This window comes from Rhizobium sp. OAE497 (assembly GCF_040546565.1).
Lineage (GTDB): Bacteria > Pseudomonadota > Alphaproteobacteria > Rhizobiales > Rhizobiaceae > Rhizobium.
Genome location: NZ_JBEPOA010000001.1, coordinates 2758781 through 2772899, shown reverse-complemented (window position 1 = coordinate 2772899; position 14119 = coordinate 2758781). Strand labels below are relative to the sequence as shown.

Below are 14119 nucleotides of genomic sequence, written 5' to 3'. Positions count from 1 at the left end.
GTGAATAAATGGACGACGACGCACTGTCACGTATTCTGAAGGCCGCGGGCGATACCACGCGGCGGCAGATCCTTACGCTCCTTGTTCAGGAGGGAGCGCTGAGAGTGACTTCGCTTGCCGCTCATTTCGACATGTCCCTGAATGCCGTCTCCAAGCATATCAAGGTCTTGGAGGAGGCGGGACTTGTAACCCGCCGGACTCTGGGCCGCGAGCATCTGATTGCCGCGGAGCTTGAACCGCTGAGGCTGACTGAGAGCTGGTTCGGGCAACTGAAGTCCATCTGGGACCTGCGCCTTGCGGCGCTGGAGACAATTCTCGTTTCAAGGGATGACGGACATGAGTGAACTGGAACTGACCATCAACCGCAGGATCGCAGCACCGCGCCAGACGGTCTTCAATGCCTGGCTTTCGCCGGAAACGCTGGCGCGCTTCATGCGCACGCCGAGCGGCGCGACCGATGTCTCGAAAGTGTCGACCGATGCCGTCAAGGGCGGCCGCTTTTCGATCGTGATGAAGACGGCCGAGCGCGAGATCCCGCATGGCGGCACCTATCTGGAGATCGATCCGCATGCGCGGCTCGCCTTCACCTGGGAGTCGCCTTACTCGCTCGACGACAGCGTCGTCACCATCGATCTCGCCGAGGTCGATGCGAACACGACGGATATCACGCTGAAGCAGGTGAAGTTCCGCAGCGAGGAAGCCCGCGACGGCCACCGCGGCGGCTGGAATGCCATCCTCGACAATCTCCAGGGCATCATCGCCTGATGCTCACGGCCGCCGCGCCGATAACGCGCGGCGGCCGTGCTTTCTTTACTGTCCACCCTGCGGGCTGAAGGTCTTGCGCATCGTCTCGGTGTACTGGGCGTCCGATGTCGTCCAGCGCAGAGCGGCGACCATCTTTGTGTCGGGACCGGCGGGATAGCGCAGTTGGCCGGTATCGTCGGTCGCGGCGGCGAAGATCGCTTCGGCCACTTCCTTCTCGGTGCAATAGGGCGTCGGGTAATTCGCCATCTTCCCGAAATAGGCCTGCGCATAGGCGGCATAGTCTTCAGGGATAAGACCGTTCATGCGGTCGCCGCTATTGGCGGTGAAGCTTGTGGTCGGGGCATAGCCGGGCTCGACGAGCCGCGCCTTGATGCCGAAGGGTTCGAGCTCGTAGGCGAGCGATTCCGTGAAGCCTTCGACCGCCCATTTGCTGGCACAGTAGACGGCGACCATCGGCATGGCGCCGATGCCGGCGCTGGAGGTGACGTTGATAATGACGCCGCCGCCCTGTCTGCGCATCACCGGGATGATCGCCTGGCAGGCGGCGAAGACGCCGAAGCTGTTGGTCTCGAAGATTTCGCGCGTCATGCTGTCAGGCGTCGCCTCAAAGGCCGAGGCGAGGCCGATCCCGGCATTGTTGACGAAGACGTCGATCGCGCCGAAGGCTTCGATGCCGGAGGCGATTGCCGCGCTGATGCTTGCGGCGTCGGTGATATCCAGCGGCACGAGCTTCAGCCGCCCCGTCGTATCCTTGAATGTGGCGCTCTCCGGCCGCCGCATCGTGGCCAGCACGTTCCATCCCTTGTCGAGGAAGAATTCCGCGGCGGCTTTTCCGTATCCGGTCGAAGATCCGGTGATCATGATTGTCCTGGGCATGCGTAGCTCCTTTCGCTGGTGGGGAGCATAGACAAGTCGCTCGGACGATCTATAATCAGAAATCCATGACACGTTATTGATCGTCCAATATGGATCCCTTCAGCGACCTCATCGGCCTGCTTCGTCCGCATGCCGCCGTCTCCAAGCCGATCACCGGGCGTGGCGCCTGGGGCGCGCGCTACAATGCCTATGACGCACCGGGATTTGCCATCGTGCTGGAAGGCGGCTGCTTTCTGCAGTTCGAGGATGGCGAGCCGGTCAGGCTTTCGGCGGGCGATTTCATTCTCATTCCATCGACGCCGGCCTTTGCGCTGTTCAGCGATCCCAGGGCCGAGCGCATTCTGCGCGAGCCGACGGATCAGCCGGTGCGGCATGGCGAGGTTGAGGGCGAACCGGATTTTCGCATGCTCGGCGGCGGCTTCCGGATCGAGCCGGTCAATGCGGCGCTGCTGCTCGCGCTTCTGCCGGGGATCATCCACATCCGCGCCAATGAGGGCGAGGCGGACCGGCTGAAGCGGATCGTCGCCCTGATCATCGAAGAGAGCGTCGAGGACCGGCCGGGGCGGGAGCCGGTTGTCGAGCGGCTGCTGGAGGTGATGCTGGTGGAGGCGCTGCGCTGGGGCGGGATGAACGGCGAGACGATGCCGTCAGGCATGCTGCGGTCGATGCGCGATCCGTCGCTTGCCCGCGCCTTGCGGGCGATGCATGCGGATGTGCGGGAGCGCTGGACGGTCGAGGGGCTGGCGAAGCTTGCGGGCATGTCGCGTTCAGCCTTTGCCGCCCGCTTCGCCGAAGCGCTGGGTGCGACGCCGATCGACTACCTGGCGCAGTGGCGCATGGCGCTTGCCCGCGATGCGCTGAGCCGCGGCGATATCAGCCTCGACCGGCTGGCCGGTGATATCGGCTATGATTCGGCGAGCGCCTTCAGCACCGCCTTCCGCCGGCACAATGGCTGTTCGCCGCGCGAGTTCGGGCGCTCCGCGGGGCGCTGAGATCAGTCGGCGTGCCGTGTGCGGCGGCTGACGAGATCGTCACCGGCCTGCGGCGGCAGACGCCAGAAGGTGATGACGCTGGAGGCAGAGACCAGGCCGACGACGGCAAAGGCGATGTGGAAATCCGACAGCAGCAGTCCGCCGCCATGCATGCTGCTGGTGATATCGAGCGAGGCACCGGCAACGGCGACGCCCATGGCCATCGAGACGCGCTGGGCGACCGCATTGATCGCCGTTGCCTGGCCGGTATCGGCCTCGTCGACATCGCCGAAGGACATAGCGCTGATGCCGGAGAAGGCCATCGAGCGGAGAATGCCGCCGACGAGCAGGCAGGCCATGATCACCCAGATCGGCGTTCCCGGATGGAACAGGGCGTTGATGCCGAGCAGCACGGCGGAGATGAAGGTGGTGACGATCAGGATTCGGCGGAAGCCGAATAGCGCGAAGGTGCGCGCCGCGCCGAATTTCGAGCTCAGCGATCCCACGGCGGTGATGAAGGTCACCATGCCCGACTGGAACGGCGTCAGGCCGAAGCCGAGCTGCAGCATCAGCGGCATCAGGAAGGGAAGGGCACCGAGCCCCATGCGGAAATTCGAGGCGCCGACGATCGAGGCGCGGAAGATCGGATAGCGGAACATGCGCGGATCGAGCAGCGGATGCTCGGTGCGCTTGGCATGCCAGAGATAGGCGATCCCCATCAGCATGCCGATGGCGATCGTCGTATAGCCGTAATACATCGGCAGCGCCGGCAGGCTGACGACCGAGATGCCGAAGACGAAGGCGCTGAAGCCGATGCCGGAGAGGAAGAAGCCGGTGAAATCGAGCGGCTTCGGCTCACGCGGCTCGACCGGCGGCAATAGCCGGGTGACGAGGATGATGCCGGCAATGCCGATCGGCACGTTGATCCAGAAGATCCAGTGCCAGCTGAGATAGGTTGTGAAGAAGCCGCCGACAGGCGGGCCGAGGATCGGGCCGACCAGTGCGGGAATGGTCAGCCAGGCCAGCGCATCGACCAGCTGATGTTTCGGCGTGCCGCGCACCAGAAGCAGGCGGCTGACCGGCGTCATCATCGAGCCGCCGGCGCCCTGCACCAGCCGCCAGAAGACGAAGGCGCCGATCGAACCGGAAAACGCGCAACCGATCGAGCCGATCATGAAAACGCCGATGGCGATGCGAAAGATATTCAGCGCCCCGAAACGATCCGACATCCAGCCGCTGATCGGAATGAAGACGGCAAGCGCCACGAGATAGCTGGTGACGGCCAGCTTCAGCGCGATCGGCGATGTGCCGATATCGGCGGCGATCGCTGGCAGGCTGGTGGCGATGATCGTCGAATCCATCCGCTCCATGAAGAGCGCGATGGCAAGAATGATCGGCGTGAGACGAGGCAAGGGCATTGACCGGTAAATGATGCGCGGCCGTTATAGGACGCATTGCGGCCGCGCACCAGTTCAACTTCTCGCGGGTTATCTGCCCTTCAGCCCGAACAGGGCCTCGGCATTGCGGAAGCAGATCTTTTCCATGTCTTCCTTCGGAAGATCGAGCGAATTCAGGATCTTCAGCGTGTCGCGGATGTAGCCCGGACCCTTTTCCGGATCGAAGGGCGAATCCGAGGCGAAGAGGATGCGGTCGCTACCGTAGAACTCCAGGCCGCAGATCGTTGCTGCCTTGGAGCCGAAGACGGCGGTATCGGCGTAGAAGTCCTTGAAATAGTCGAGCGGGCGCTTCTTCAGGCGCTTCAGCACCAGCGTCAGGTCCTCGTCCGTGGTGCGCTTGCCGAGCTGGTCCCAGCCCGGGCCGACGCGTCCTTCGAAATAGGGAACCATCTCGCCCATGTGGTGGGCGAGAACCTTCAGGTCCGGCAGGCGGTCCATGAAGCCTGAGAAGACCAAGCGGGCCATGGCGGCGCTGGTTTCATAGGGCCAGCCGAAGGTCCACCAGATCTCGTATTTCGACTTGTCCTCGGTGGCGTAGTCGGTCATCGAGGCGTTGCGGGAGGGATGCAGCAGCACCGGCTTGTTGTGCTTGGCGGCGACCTCGAAGATCGGGAAGAAGCGTTCCTCGTCGAGAGGCGCGCCGTTGACGTTGGTGTGGATCTGCAGCCCGTTGGCGCCGAGTTCGGTAAAGGCGCGCTCGGCTTCGCGAACAGCGGCCTCAGGGGCGTTCATCGGCAGGGCGGCGACGAAGCCGGCGAAGCGTTCGGGATACTTCTCGACGAGCTCGGCCTGGCCGTCATTGGCGATCCGGGCAAATTCGGTCGCGAGTTCCCGGGCCGCCCATGGCTTCGAGCGGCGGCATGCCGAGCGAGATGATCTGCCGGTAATCGGGAAACTCGTCCATGACGCGGAAGCGGGTTTCGAGATCGTAGATGCAGGGCACGCCCTGCATGCGGCGGCCGATATCCTTGCCGGCGCCGTCAAGCTTCTGGATACGATCCCAGAGCGCCTTCGGGAAGAAATGGTTGAACGCATCGATATAATACATCGGACTCCTCCTAAGTCGTATGTGTATGGCCGCCTCAGCCGCGCTTCAGCCGGCGGACGAGATAGGCGAAGGTCGCCTTGAACATCTCGTCGCGGAACATGTGCTTGCGCTTGGCCTTGATATCCTCGGGCTTACCGAGCGCCTTGGCGCCGCCGGCAGCCTCGACCCACAGCTGCATCATGCAGGCATTCTCCAGCGACAGCGCCAGATAGATCGCCTGTTCGATGGTGGGGGCGGCGGTGACGATGCCGTGGTTCTGCAACAGCATGGCGCCATGTTCGCCGAGACAGGCGGCGACCGCCTTGCCGCGCTCGGCGGTGGTGATCAGCTCCGTGGTTTCGGAAAAGACCGGCAGGCCCTCGGCGAAGATCGAGCCCGGATGGCCGACCGGCTGCAGCGGCTTGCCGAGCGCCGAGAAGGCAGTGGCATAGGGCGCGTGGGTATGGACGACGGCGTTCAGATCCGGCCGGGCGCGCAGCACCTCGGAATGGATATAGACCTCGTTGTGGCGGCCGAACTCGCCGTCCACCTTCTCGCCGTCGAGATCGACGGTGATGATGTTGTCGAGGGTGATCTCCTCAAGGCCGAATTTCGACGGCTTCATGTAGAAGCGGTCGGGTTGCTCGGGGACGCGGATCGAGACGTGACCGCGCGTCCAGTCGCCCTGGCCGGCAGCTTCCAGAATGCGGCCAGCCTCGATCATCCGCTGCTTCAGGTCTTCATGCATCGTCTTGTTCTCCGAGGAATTGTCACACCGGATGCCGGTGCCGGACCAGGCCGGTTCGAATGCGGCGCCGCTGCCGTCGCAGGCGCTACACACGATGTTTGTCGCCGCGCTTGCGGCCCTGCGATATGTCGAGGAAGAGCTCGGACGGTGTGACCTTGCGGTCGATCAGGCCCTGTTGGTGGGCATAGCCGATCACCGTTTCCAGCGTTTTGGCGTTCTGCCCGTCGAGGCCGTAGGCCCAGGGATCGTCGCCCATGATCTCCTGCTGCTCTTCCCAGGCCTCGCGATACCAGGCGAGCGGCACGATGCGCGGGTTTTCCATGCGCTTCATGGCGATCTGCTTCGCTTCTTCGAAGGCGATGTAGAGATTGATCGGCACCCAGGGGTGACGCTCGACGATCTCAGGGCGGATGCCCATCACATGCATGATCGGGAAGATGCCGGTTCGTTCGTAATAGGCGATCTCTTCGGCCTTGTAGTCCGGGAACAGGCGGCCGACGCGCGGGTCGCGCTTCTTGATGGGGGCGATCAGGTCGGGATGCAGCAGTGCGTCGATCTCGCCGTCGACAAGCATCTGCTCGATCGACTTGTCCTCGCCGATCTTGTGCAGCTTCAGGCCGGAGGGAAGCTTGTAATCGACGTCCTCGTCGAGCTCCGAATACCAGGTGTTCCCCGACAAGAAGCTCGGCGGCGGGCAGGCCTAGGGCTGAGCCGGATCAGTTCCTGAACAGGCTCAGCAGGTTCTGTGGGGCGTTGTTGGCGATCGACAGCGACTGGATCGCCAGTTGCTGCTGTGTCTGCTGCGCCGTCAGTTTCGAGGATTCGTCTTCCATATCGGCATCGACCAGCCGGCCGACGCCGCTGTCGACGGAGTCCGAGAGGTCGTGGGCAAAATCCATCGACATCTCGACGCCCTTGCTGAGCGAGCCAATGGTCGAGGCCACCGCCGTCATCTGCTTGGTCATGCCTTCCACCGTCGCCAGCATGTCGTCGAGCTCGTCATCCGTCGTTGAATTGTCGATGGCGATATCGACGGCCGTTGCCGGGGCGGTGGCGCCCTTCAGCATGACGTAGTTCTTGGCCGAGCCGACCTCGACTGCAAAGGCTTCGGTGGAGAGGATGCCGTATTCGCCGGAGCCGCCGTTATCGACGAAATACTGGACGTCAGTAGAAGTCCGGGGTGCTGGCGTATTGATCGGATAAGACACCGTTCCGACCCTGACGGTGCCGTCGCTGTTGCGGATGAAATAGGCCGGAATGCTTTTGTCGGCGGAGTCGGCGCCGGTGTTCCACGAGAGCCAGTTCTGGCCGTTGAACGAGGCGGAATCGGACGTCGACTGCAGCTGCTGCTTCAGCTGCGTCAGGTCTTCGTTGATCTTCGTCTTGTCGACACCGTCTTCATAGGCGGCAACCAGCTTTGCCTTCACTTCCGACATCAGGTCGATCGACGAAGCAATAGCCGTATAGGTCGTATCGAGAACCGCGCCGCTGAGGCCGAGGGCGTCCTGAACCGCCGACAGAGCCTTGCTGTCGGAGCGCATCGTCGTCGCAATCGCCCAATAGGCGGCGTTGTCAGAGGCCTTTTCGATGCGAAGGCCGGTGGAGACGTGCTGCTGCGTTCCTGAAAGCGAGGCGTTCACAGAGCGCAGGGATTGGAGCGCAGCAATAGCCGCGTTGTTCGTGATGATCGACGACATCCGAAACCCGTAGAAATGAATTGTGGGGGAGGGAGATGCGTCATGCACCGGAGTGCGGTTCTTATCAGTTTGTTATGCTTAACAGTTGGTTACCGCTGCAATTTCAGATTTCACACCTGGCGCTGCGGCGCCGGATTCGTCGAGACGAAGTCCTCGGCTTCGGCACGCAGCCATTCGCAGAAGATCACCGATTTGCGGTTTCGCCTGGCGCGGCGGAGCGCCACATATTCGTGGCCGCTGTCGATGAAGCCGAAGGGGGCGGCGAGCCTGTCGTCGCGGATATCGCCGGTGACATAGGGCCAGGGCGCAACACAGACGCCGAGGCCGGCGCCGGCTGCTTCCAGCATGAAATAGAAATGCTCGTATTCGACGCGTGGACCGCCCTCGATGGCAATGCCGGAGCGGGTGAGCCAGTCGCCCCAGGCGCGGAGCCTGGTCTTGGTGTGCAGGGCGGGCAGGCCGCTGACCGTGGAGGCGAGCGATGGGGCGACGACGGGGCCGGTCTGCTCCGGAAAGAGCGGGATGACATCGGCGCCGTCGGGCCAGGGCGCGGTGCCGACGCGGATCGCCACGTCAAAGCCGTCGCGGGAGAAATCGACGGGGCGGGACGAGGCGGTCAGCCGCACGTCGATGTCAGGATGTTCGGCCTGAAAGCGATAGAGCCGCGGGATCAGCCAGCGCATGGTGAAGGTGCCGGGGCAGGAGACGTCGAGCGCGCCGTCGGCGGTATCGGCGACCGAGCGCACCGACATGTCGATCTGGTCGAAGGCGGCGACGAGGCCGGGCAGTAGCGTCTGGCCCGCTTCCGTCAGGCGCAGCCGGTTCTTCGGTCCCTCGAAGAGCGAGACGCCGAGGACCTCTTCGAGATGCTGGATCTGGCGGCTGATGGCGCTGTGGGTGACGTTCAGCTCGTCGGCGGCAAGCGTCATGCGCCCGTGGCGGCCGGCGGCTTCGAAGGCGCGAAGGGCGTTCAGGGAAGGAAGGCGTCTTGCCATGTCACACTTCCGCTATGTGCGTTTTGGGAACAAACTCTGTTCGAGCTTATCGGTTTTCAGGCTGGAGATTATGGTGTTTTCTCCGATCGCAACATTAGGGCAAAGCCGCAAAGCGCACAACAGCTCTGAAATGCCACGGCATTCGGGGAGGGCGAAGCTTTGCCCACCAAGGGATTTGAAAGCATGAGCAACAGACATACGGATGGAAGTGCCGGCGACGCCAATTACGGCGTGATCGGCACCAATTACACGCAGTACCGCCAGCCCGATCCGCATATTGCCGCCTTCATCTGGAGCGCGCTCGGCGATGCCAAGACGGTGCTGAATGTCGGCGCCGGGGCCGGTTCCTACGAGCCGACGGACCGGGTGGTGACGGCGGTCGAGCCGTCGGCCTCGATGCGGGCGCAGCGCCCGGCCCATCTTCCGGTCGCGATCGACGCGGTGGCGGAAAAGCTGCCCTTCGACGACAAGAGCTTCGACGGCAGCATGACGACCTTCTCCGTCCACCAGTGGTCGGATCTGAAGGCGGGTCTTGCGGAGATGCGCCGTGTCACGCGCGGGCCGGTCGCGGTGCTGAGCTGCGATCCGGATGAGCTGCATCGTTCGTGGCTGCAGGTCTATGCGCCGGAGATGATTGCCGTCGAAGCCAGCCGTTACCCGTCGCTGGCGTCGATCTCAGAAGCGCTCGGCGGCACAGTCGAGATCCGGCCGGTGCCGATCCCGCTGCATTGCACCGATGGTTTCAGCGAAGGCTATTACGGCCGCCCGGAGCGGCTGCTCGATCCCGGCGCGCGCCGTGCGAATTCCGCCTGGAGCTTCGTTGATCCCTCCATCGGCGAGCGTTTCGTCGAAGAGCTCGGCCGTGATCTGAAGGATGGCAGCTGGGACAAGCGGTACGGCGCGTTGCGCACGCAGCCCTTCTTCGAGGGGTCGCTGCGGCTGATCGTTTCCATGCCTTAAAGGCCGAAGACTTAGGCGAGTTCCTTCGTCGCGTCGTCGAAGGAGCTCGCATCGCCGAGCGCTGACGACATCAGCATGGCGCCTTCGAGGGTGGCGAGCACCTTCAGCGCTTCCTCGCGCGTCATGCCCGACGCCATCAACCTTTCGATGCCGACTTCGAAGAAGCGCTTCGCCTCCGCCGCAACCTCATCGGGCAGATCGCGCGAGGCAGCGCCCAGCGCGCCGCAGAGGCACATGCGGCCATCTTCGGCAAAGGAACGCTGGAAGACGCGGCGCCAAGCGGCGACCGTGTTCAGGCCCGACGACTTTTCCGCCTCGACAGCATCGCCGAACCGGTCCGTGTAGCGATGGGCGACAGCGGCGGCCAGTGCCTCCTTGGTGGGGAAATGGTAGTGGACGCTGGCGCTCTTGATGCCGACTTCAGCGGCAATCTCGCGGAAACTGAATCCGTTATAGCCACCCTGTCTGATCATGCGCTCTGCGGCGTCCATGATTGCCTGCACTTTTTCCGACATTGTCACCTTCTCTCTATCTATTGATAGATAGGTCTTGAAATCTGTTAAAGCAAGCGCTAAGTGGTGTTGCCTATCTACTGATAGATAGATAAGGAGATAATCATGCGCTTTGAAGGTAAAGTAGTCGCGATCACTGGCGGCGGTTCGGGAATTGGCAAGGAAGTGGCGGCCCGCTTCGTCGCCGAGGGGGCTTCGGTCGCCATCAACGGCCGCGATCTCGCCAAGCTGCAGGCTGCCGCCAAGGAAATCGATCCTTCCGGCAAGAAGGTCATCGTTTCCGCCGGTGACATAGCCAATCCGGCAACGGGCGCAGCCCTGGTCGACGCCGCCGTCAAGGCATTCGGCACGCTCGACATCCTCGTCAACAATGCCGGCGTCTTCAACCCGAAGCCGTTCCTCGACCTCACCGAAGGCGATTACGACTGGTATCTGGACACGATCCTGAAGGGCAAGTTCTTCACCGCGCAGGCTGCTGCCAAGGTGATGAAGGACAAGGGCGGCGTCATCGTCCAGACCGGCTCGATGTGGGCGATCCAGGCGATCGGCGCCACGCCGTCGGCTGCCTATTCGGCTGCCAATGCCGGCGTTCACGCCATGGTCCGCAACCTGGCGATCGAGCTTGCACCTTATAACATCCGCATCAACGCGGTTGCTCCGGCTGTCGTCGAAACCCCCGTCTACAACACCTTCCTGTCTGCCGAGCAGGTCAAGGAAGTGCTGCCGACCTTCGACGCCTTCCATCCGCTCGGCCGCAACGGCCAGCCGAAGGATGTCGCCGAGGCGATCCTCTTCCTCGCTTCCGAGCAGGCTTCGTGGATCACCGGCACGGTTCTCCCGGTTGATGGCGGCGTCACCGCCGGCCGCCAGTAAGGATGATGCAGATGATGGATTGGAACGGATATCGCGACGAACTGCTCGGCCGCGTCGGTGAACTCGGCAAGCTGACGCCGGATACGCTGCGTGGCGTTGTCTCGCTCGATCGTGCCGGCGAAAAGGCAAACCACCTCGGCCCGAAGATGCGCGAACTGATCGCGCTCGCCGTTGCCGTCACCACCCGCTGCGACGGCTGCATTGCCGTTCACGGCAAGGCGGCGATCGAGCACGGGGCGACCGAGGAAGAGATCGCCGAGGCGCTCGGCGTCGCGATTGCGCTCAATGCCGGTGCCGCTCTGACCTATTCCGCCCGGGTTCTCGACGCCGTCGCAGCCCTTCCGAACAAGTGACATCGAGGGGCCGGCCGTAATGCCGGCCCCTTTTCAACCTTCAGGAATGACAATGCAGACATCTGTTGCGATCATCGGCGGCGGCCTTGCCGGACTTCATGCCGCAAGGCTGCTTCACGCAGCCAATATCGATTTCCTGCTGTTCGAAGCCCGCGACCGGCTGGGCGCGGGCGGATCTTCTCCGTCGACGAGACGGGCAGCGTTTCGGCCGACGGCTTCGATCTCGGCCCTTCCTGGTTCTGGCCGCAGATGCAGCCGGCGATCGGTGCGCTTGTCGCCGAGCTCGAGCTGCCGGCCTTCGCGCAGGCGAGCGACGGCGACGTCGTGTTCGAGCGCATGTCGCGCGAGCCGGTGCAGCGTTACCAGGGCTACCGGCAGGAGCCGCAATCGATGCGGCTGACCGGCGGCACCAATGCGCTGGTGCGGGCGCTGACGGCGGGACTGCCGGAGAATTGCATCTTCCTGAGCCGCAAGGTCACCGCCGCCGCGCTTGGCGCCGATGGCGTGACGCTGACCGTTTCGAATTCTACCGGCGGGCAGGAGAGTGTTCAGGCCGTGCATGTGATCTTTGCCCTGCCGCCACGTCTGCTCGAAGCCACCGTTTCCTTCTCGCCGCCGGTTTCGACAGTCATGGCCTCGCGCTGGCGCCAGACGGCGACCTGGATGGCGCCGCATGCGAAATTCTTCGCGCTTTACGACCGCCCGTTCTGGCGACAGGAAGGTCTGTCGGGAACGGCGCAGAGTATGGTCGGACCGCTGGTCGAGATCCATGATGCGACGACCGCGACGGGCTCCGCCGCTCTCTTCGGCTTCCTCGGCGTCGGCGCGGATGAGCGCCAGTCTATCGGCGAAGACCTGCTCACGCATGCCTGCGTCCAGCAGCTCGGCCGCCTCTTCGGCGAGAAGGCGCTGCAGCCGCGGGCAACGCTGTTCAAGGATTGGGCTGCCGATCCGGCGACCGCCACGAAGGCCGACCGCACTGGCGGCGCCCATCCGTCGCCCGACCGCAGGCCCTGGGTGGATGGCGCATGGCAGCCCTTCATCTCGCTTGCCGGAAGCGAAACCAGCCAGACCGATCCCGGCTATCTCTCGGGCGCGGTCGACGCGGCCGAACGGACCGTTTCTGCAATCATCGGATCGCGGCGCGCGGCTGCGAACAGGAGGTAGACATGCTGACAGGAAAGACTGCACTGATCACCGGCGGCTCCAGCGGCATCGGCCTTGCGGCGGCGCGCCGCCTGATCGCCGATGGCGCCCGTGTCGCCATATCGGGCACCGACGAGGCCAAGCTCGAAGAGGCGCGGCGTGAACTCGGCGGCGAGACCATGGCGATCCGCGCCGACGTGCGCTCGCTTACCGACCTGAAGGCGATGGCGAAGCGGGCGGCCGACGCATTCGGCACGATCGACATTCTCTTCGCCAATGCCGGTGTCGCCTATGGCACGCCGATTGCGACGACCGAAGAGGAGGCCTTCGACCGGCTGATGGACATCAACGTCAAGGGCGTGTTCTTCACCGTGCAGAGCGTGCTGCCCGTCATGGCCGACGGCGGTTCGATTATCCTCAACACGTCGTGGCTGAACAAGGTGGGCACGCCGGGGCGCGCCGCGCTCTCGGCCTCGAAGGCGGCTGTCCGCTCCTTTGCCCGCACGCTCTCGGCCGAACTCACCGAGCGCAAGATCCGCGTCAACTGCGTCAGCCCCGGGCCGACCGATACGCCGATCCATCACAGCGCTGGGCAGACAGCCGACGACTACAAGGCCTATACCGAGCGGGTCGGCGCCCGCGTGCCGGCCGGGCGTATGGGGCGCCCGGAGGAGATCGCAGCCGCGGTGGCGTTTCTCGCCAGCGACCAATCGAGCTTCATGCTCGGAACCGAAATACTTCTCGATGGCGGATTGGCGGAGCTTTGACCATGCGTATCAATGACGACCTGACGAAACCTGTAACCGTACATTCGGCGGCACTCGACTGGATCCCAAGCCCGGCGCCGGGCGTCGACCGCAAGATGCTGTTCCGCATCGGCGAGGAGAAGGCGCGCGCCACCTCGATCGTCCGCTATGCCGCGGGCAGTGCCTTTCCGCCGCATACCCATACCGGCGGCGAGGAATTCGTGGTGCTCGACGGCATCTTCCAGGACGAGCATGGCGACTATCCGGCCGGATCCTACATCCGCAACCCGCCGGGCACCTCGCATATGCCGGCCTCGGCAGGCGGCTGCTCGATCTTCGTGCGGCTCTGGCAATTCCGCGCCGAAGACCGCGACCAGACGGTGCGCCGCCCGGGCGAGGGCCGCAAGGATACGCCGCGCCCCGGCGCCGAGAGCGCTCTCATTCTCTTCGACGACGGCCGTGAGCAGGTGCGCCTCGAAGAGTGGCGGGCAGGGGCGGCTGTGACCGTCGACAATGCCGAAGGGCTGGAATTCCTGGTGCTGAAGGGGTCGCTGACTGTCGATGGCGAGCGGCTGGAACGCCTCGCCTGGGGCCGCCTTCCGGCAGGTACTTCGCTTGCCGCAGAAGCCGGCGCCGATGGCGCGCAGGTCTGGATGAAGCGCGGGCCGCTCATGCACGCGGATGTCTGCGCGTTTTGATTGCAATCCGATGGTCCCGGGTGCTGCCCGAGACCTGGCGGGCGATAGAAGTCTGTTTTATCGTCGCTGCCTTTCCGGAAATGAAATCGAACGAAAACAACGAATTACGGGATAGAATTTCAAGCGGCGGCAAGTTTCTTGGGTCTTGCCGTTGCCAAATATTAAATTGACATTATATTGGCGTTATCGACCATTGCTTGTGACGTCGTCCGAGAGCGCTTTCGCCTCTTCAGATTTCCCTCCAAATAATCGATCTCATTCCGCAGGGTTTCGCGGGAAAAACACACGGTTGCTT

17 protein-coding genes and 1 pseudogene are annotated in these 14119 nt (G+C 63.7%); 9 read left to right on the top strand and 9 right to left on the bottom strand.

Annotated features, from left to right (window positions below; translation table 11 throughout):
* Positions 1–8: 8 nt before the first annotated feature.
* Both ABIE40_RS14195 and ABIE40_RS14190 read left to right on the top strand, forming a co-directional pair.
* On the top strand, positions 9–344 hold the full coding sequence (locus ABIE40_RS14195; protein ID WP_112719059.1) for an ArsR/SmtB family transcription factor: 336 nt from the start codon (positions 9–11) through the stop codon (positions 342–344).
* Positions 337–765 carry an SRPBCC family protein gene (locus ABIE40_RS14190; protein WP_199627507.1) on the top strand — a complete coding sequence of 143 codons (429 nt, stop codon included), beginning with the start codon at positions 337–339 and terminating at the stop codon, positions 763–765. The genes ABIE40_RS14195 and ABIE40_RS14190 overlap by 8 nt, the downstream gene beginning before the upstream one ends.
* Positions 766–810: 45 nt before the next feature.
* On the opposite strand, the gene ABIE40_RS14185 is transcribed toward ABIE40_RS14190, so the two are convergent.
* Positions 811–1641, bottom strand: a complete 831-nt coding sequence (locus tag ABIE40_RS14185) for an SDR family oxidoreductase (protein WP_199627505.1) — start codon at positions 1639–1641, stop codon at positions 811–813.
* A gap of 89 nt (positions 1642–1730) precedes the next feature.
* On the opposite strand from ABIE40_RS14185, the gene ABIE40_RS14180 reads away from it, so the two are divergent.
* Positions 1731–2633: an AraC family transcriptional regulator gene (locus tag ABIE40_RS14180; RefSeq protein WP_199627503.1), complete on the top strand. Its 903-nt coding sequence runs from the start codon at positions 1731–1733 to the stop codon at positions 2631–2633.
* 2 nt (positions 2634–2635) lie between these two features.
* Here ABIE40_RS14180 and ABIE40_RS14175 read toward each other — a convergent pair whose 3' ends face one another.
* From ABIE40_RS14175 to ABIE40_RS14145, 7 genes are all read right to left on the bottom strand, one after another.
* Complete coding sequence (locus ABIE40_RS14175) at positions 2636–4006, bottom strand: MFS transporter (RefSeq protein WP_199627782.1); 1371 nt, start codon at positions 4004–4006, stop codon at positions 2636–2638.
* Between the two features lie 93 nt (positions 4007–4099).
* Positions 4100–4876, bottom strand: a complete 777-nt coding sequence (locus tag ABIE40_RS14170) for an amidohydrolase family protein (RefSeq protein WP_354541078.1) — start codon at positions 4874–4876, stop codon at positions 4100–4102.
* Positions 4866–5117, bottom strand: coding sequence for a hypothetical protein (locus ABIE40_RS14165; RefSeq protein WP_354541032.1), 252 nt, complete (start codon positions 5115–5117; stop codon positions 4866–4868). The genes ABIE40_RS14170 and ABIE40_RS14165 overlap by 11 nt, the downstream gene beginning before the upstream one ends.
* Positions 5118–5151: 34 nt before the next feature.
* A complete protein-coding gene (locus ABIE40_RS14160; protein WP_112719063.1) occupies positions 5152–5937 on the bottom strand; it encodes a class II aldolase/adducin family protein in 786 nt (261 codons plus the stop codon).
* A complete protein-coding gene (locus tag ABIE40_RS14155) occupies positions 5930–6523 on the bottom strand; it encodes a hypothetical protein (protein ID WP_199627499.1) in 594 nt (197 codons plus the stop codon). Before ABIE40_RS14155 ends, ABIE40_RS14160 begins: the two co-directional genes overlap by 8 nt.
* A gap of 37 nt (positions 6524–6560) precedes the next feature.
* The gene (locus ABIE40_RS14150) at positions 6561–7541 is read right to left on the bottom strand and encodes a flagellin N-terminal helical domain-containing protein (protein WP_199627497.1); all 981 of its coding nucleotides are present in this window, start codon (positions 7539–7541) and stop codon (positions 6561–6563) included.
* Positions 7542–7651: 110 nt separating this feature from the next.
* Positions 7652–8536, bottom strand: coding sequence for a LysR substrate-binding domain-containing protein (locus tag ABIE40_RS14145; RefSeq protein WP_199627495.1), 885 nt, complete (start codon positions 8534–8536; stop codon positions 7652–7654).
* Positions 8537–8719: 183 nt separating this feature from the next.
* Here ABIE40_RS14145 and ABIE40_RS14140 point away from each other — a divergent pair, with 183 nt between their 5' ends.
* Complete coding sequence (locus ABIE40_RS14140) at positions 8720–9496, top strand: class I SAM-dependent methyltransferase (protein WP_112719067.1); 777 nt, start codon at positions 8720–8722, stop codon at positions 9494–9496.
* Between the two features lie 11 nt (positions 9497–9507).
* Here the strand turns inward: ABIE40_RS14140 and ABIE40_RS14135 are convergent, their stop codons facing one another.
* Positions 9508–10011 carry a TetR/AcrR family transcriptional regulator gene (locus ABIE40_RS14135; protein ID WP_112719068.1) on the bottom strand — a complete coding sequence of 168 codons (504 nt, stop codon included), beginning with the start codon at positions 10009–10011 and terminating at the stop codon, positions 9508–9510.
* A 102-nt stretch (positions 10012–10113) separates the two neighbouring features.
* On the opposite strand from ABIE40_RS14135, the gene ABIE40_RS14130 reads away from it, so the two are divergent.
* The 5 genes and pseudogenes from ABIE40_RS14130 to ABIE40_RS14110 all read left to right on the top strand — a co-directional run bounded on the left by ABIE40_RS14130 (position 10114) and on the right by ABIE40_RS14110 (position 13824).
* Complete coding sequence (locus tag ABIE40_RS14130) at positions 10114–10881, top strand: SDR family NAD(P)-dependent oxidoreductase (RefSeq protein WP_112719069.1); 768 nt, start codon at positions 10114–10116, stop codon at positions 10879–10881.
* An 11-nt stretch (positions 10882–10892) separates the two neighbouring features.
* Positions 10893–11234, top strand: a complete 342-nt coding sequence (locus ABIE40_RS14125; RefSeq protein ID WP_130277686.1) for a carboxymuconolactone decarboxylase family protein — start codon at positions 10893–10895, stop codon at positions 11232–11234.
* A 52-nt stretch (positions 11235–11286) separates the two neighbouring features.
* A pseudogene (locus ABIE40_RS14120) lies at positions 11287–12401 on the top strand (flavin monoamine oxidase family protein).
* Between the two features lie 2 nt (positions 12402–12403).
* The gene (locus ABIE40_RS14115) at positions 12404–13147 is read left to right on the top strand and encodes a glucose 1-dehydrogenase (protein ID WP_199627484.1); all 744 of its coding nucleotides are present in this window, start codon (positions 12404–12406) and stop codon (positions 13145–13147) included.
* A 2-nt stretch (positions 13148–13149) separates the two neighbouring features.
* Positions 13150–13824 (top strand): cupin domain-containing protein, encoded by a 675-nt coding sequence (locus ABIE40_RS14110; protein WP_199627482.1) that lies wholly within the window; start codon positions 13150–13152, stop codon positions 13822–13824.
* The last annotated feature ends 295 nt before the right edge of the window (positions 13825–14119 follow it).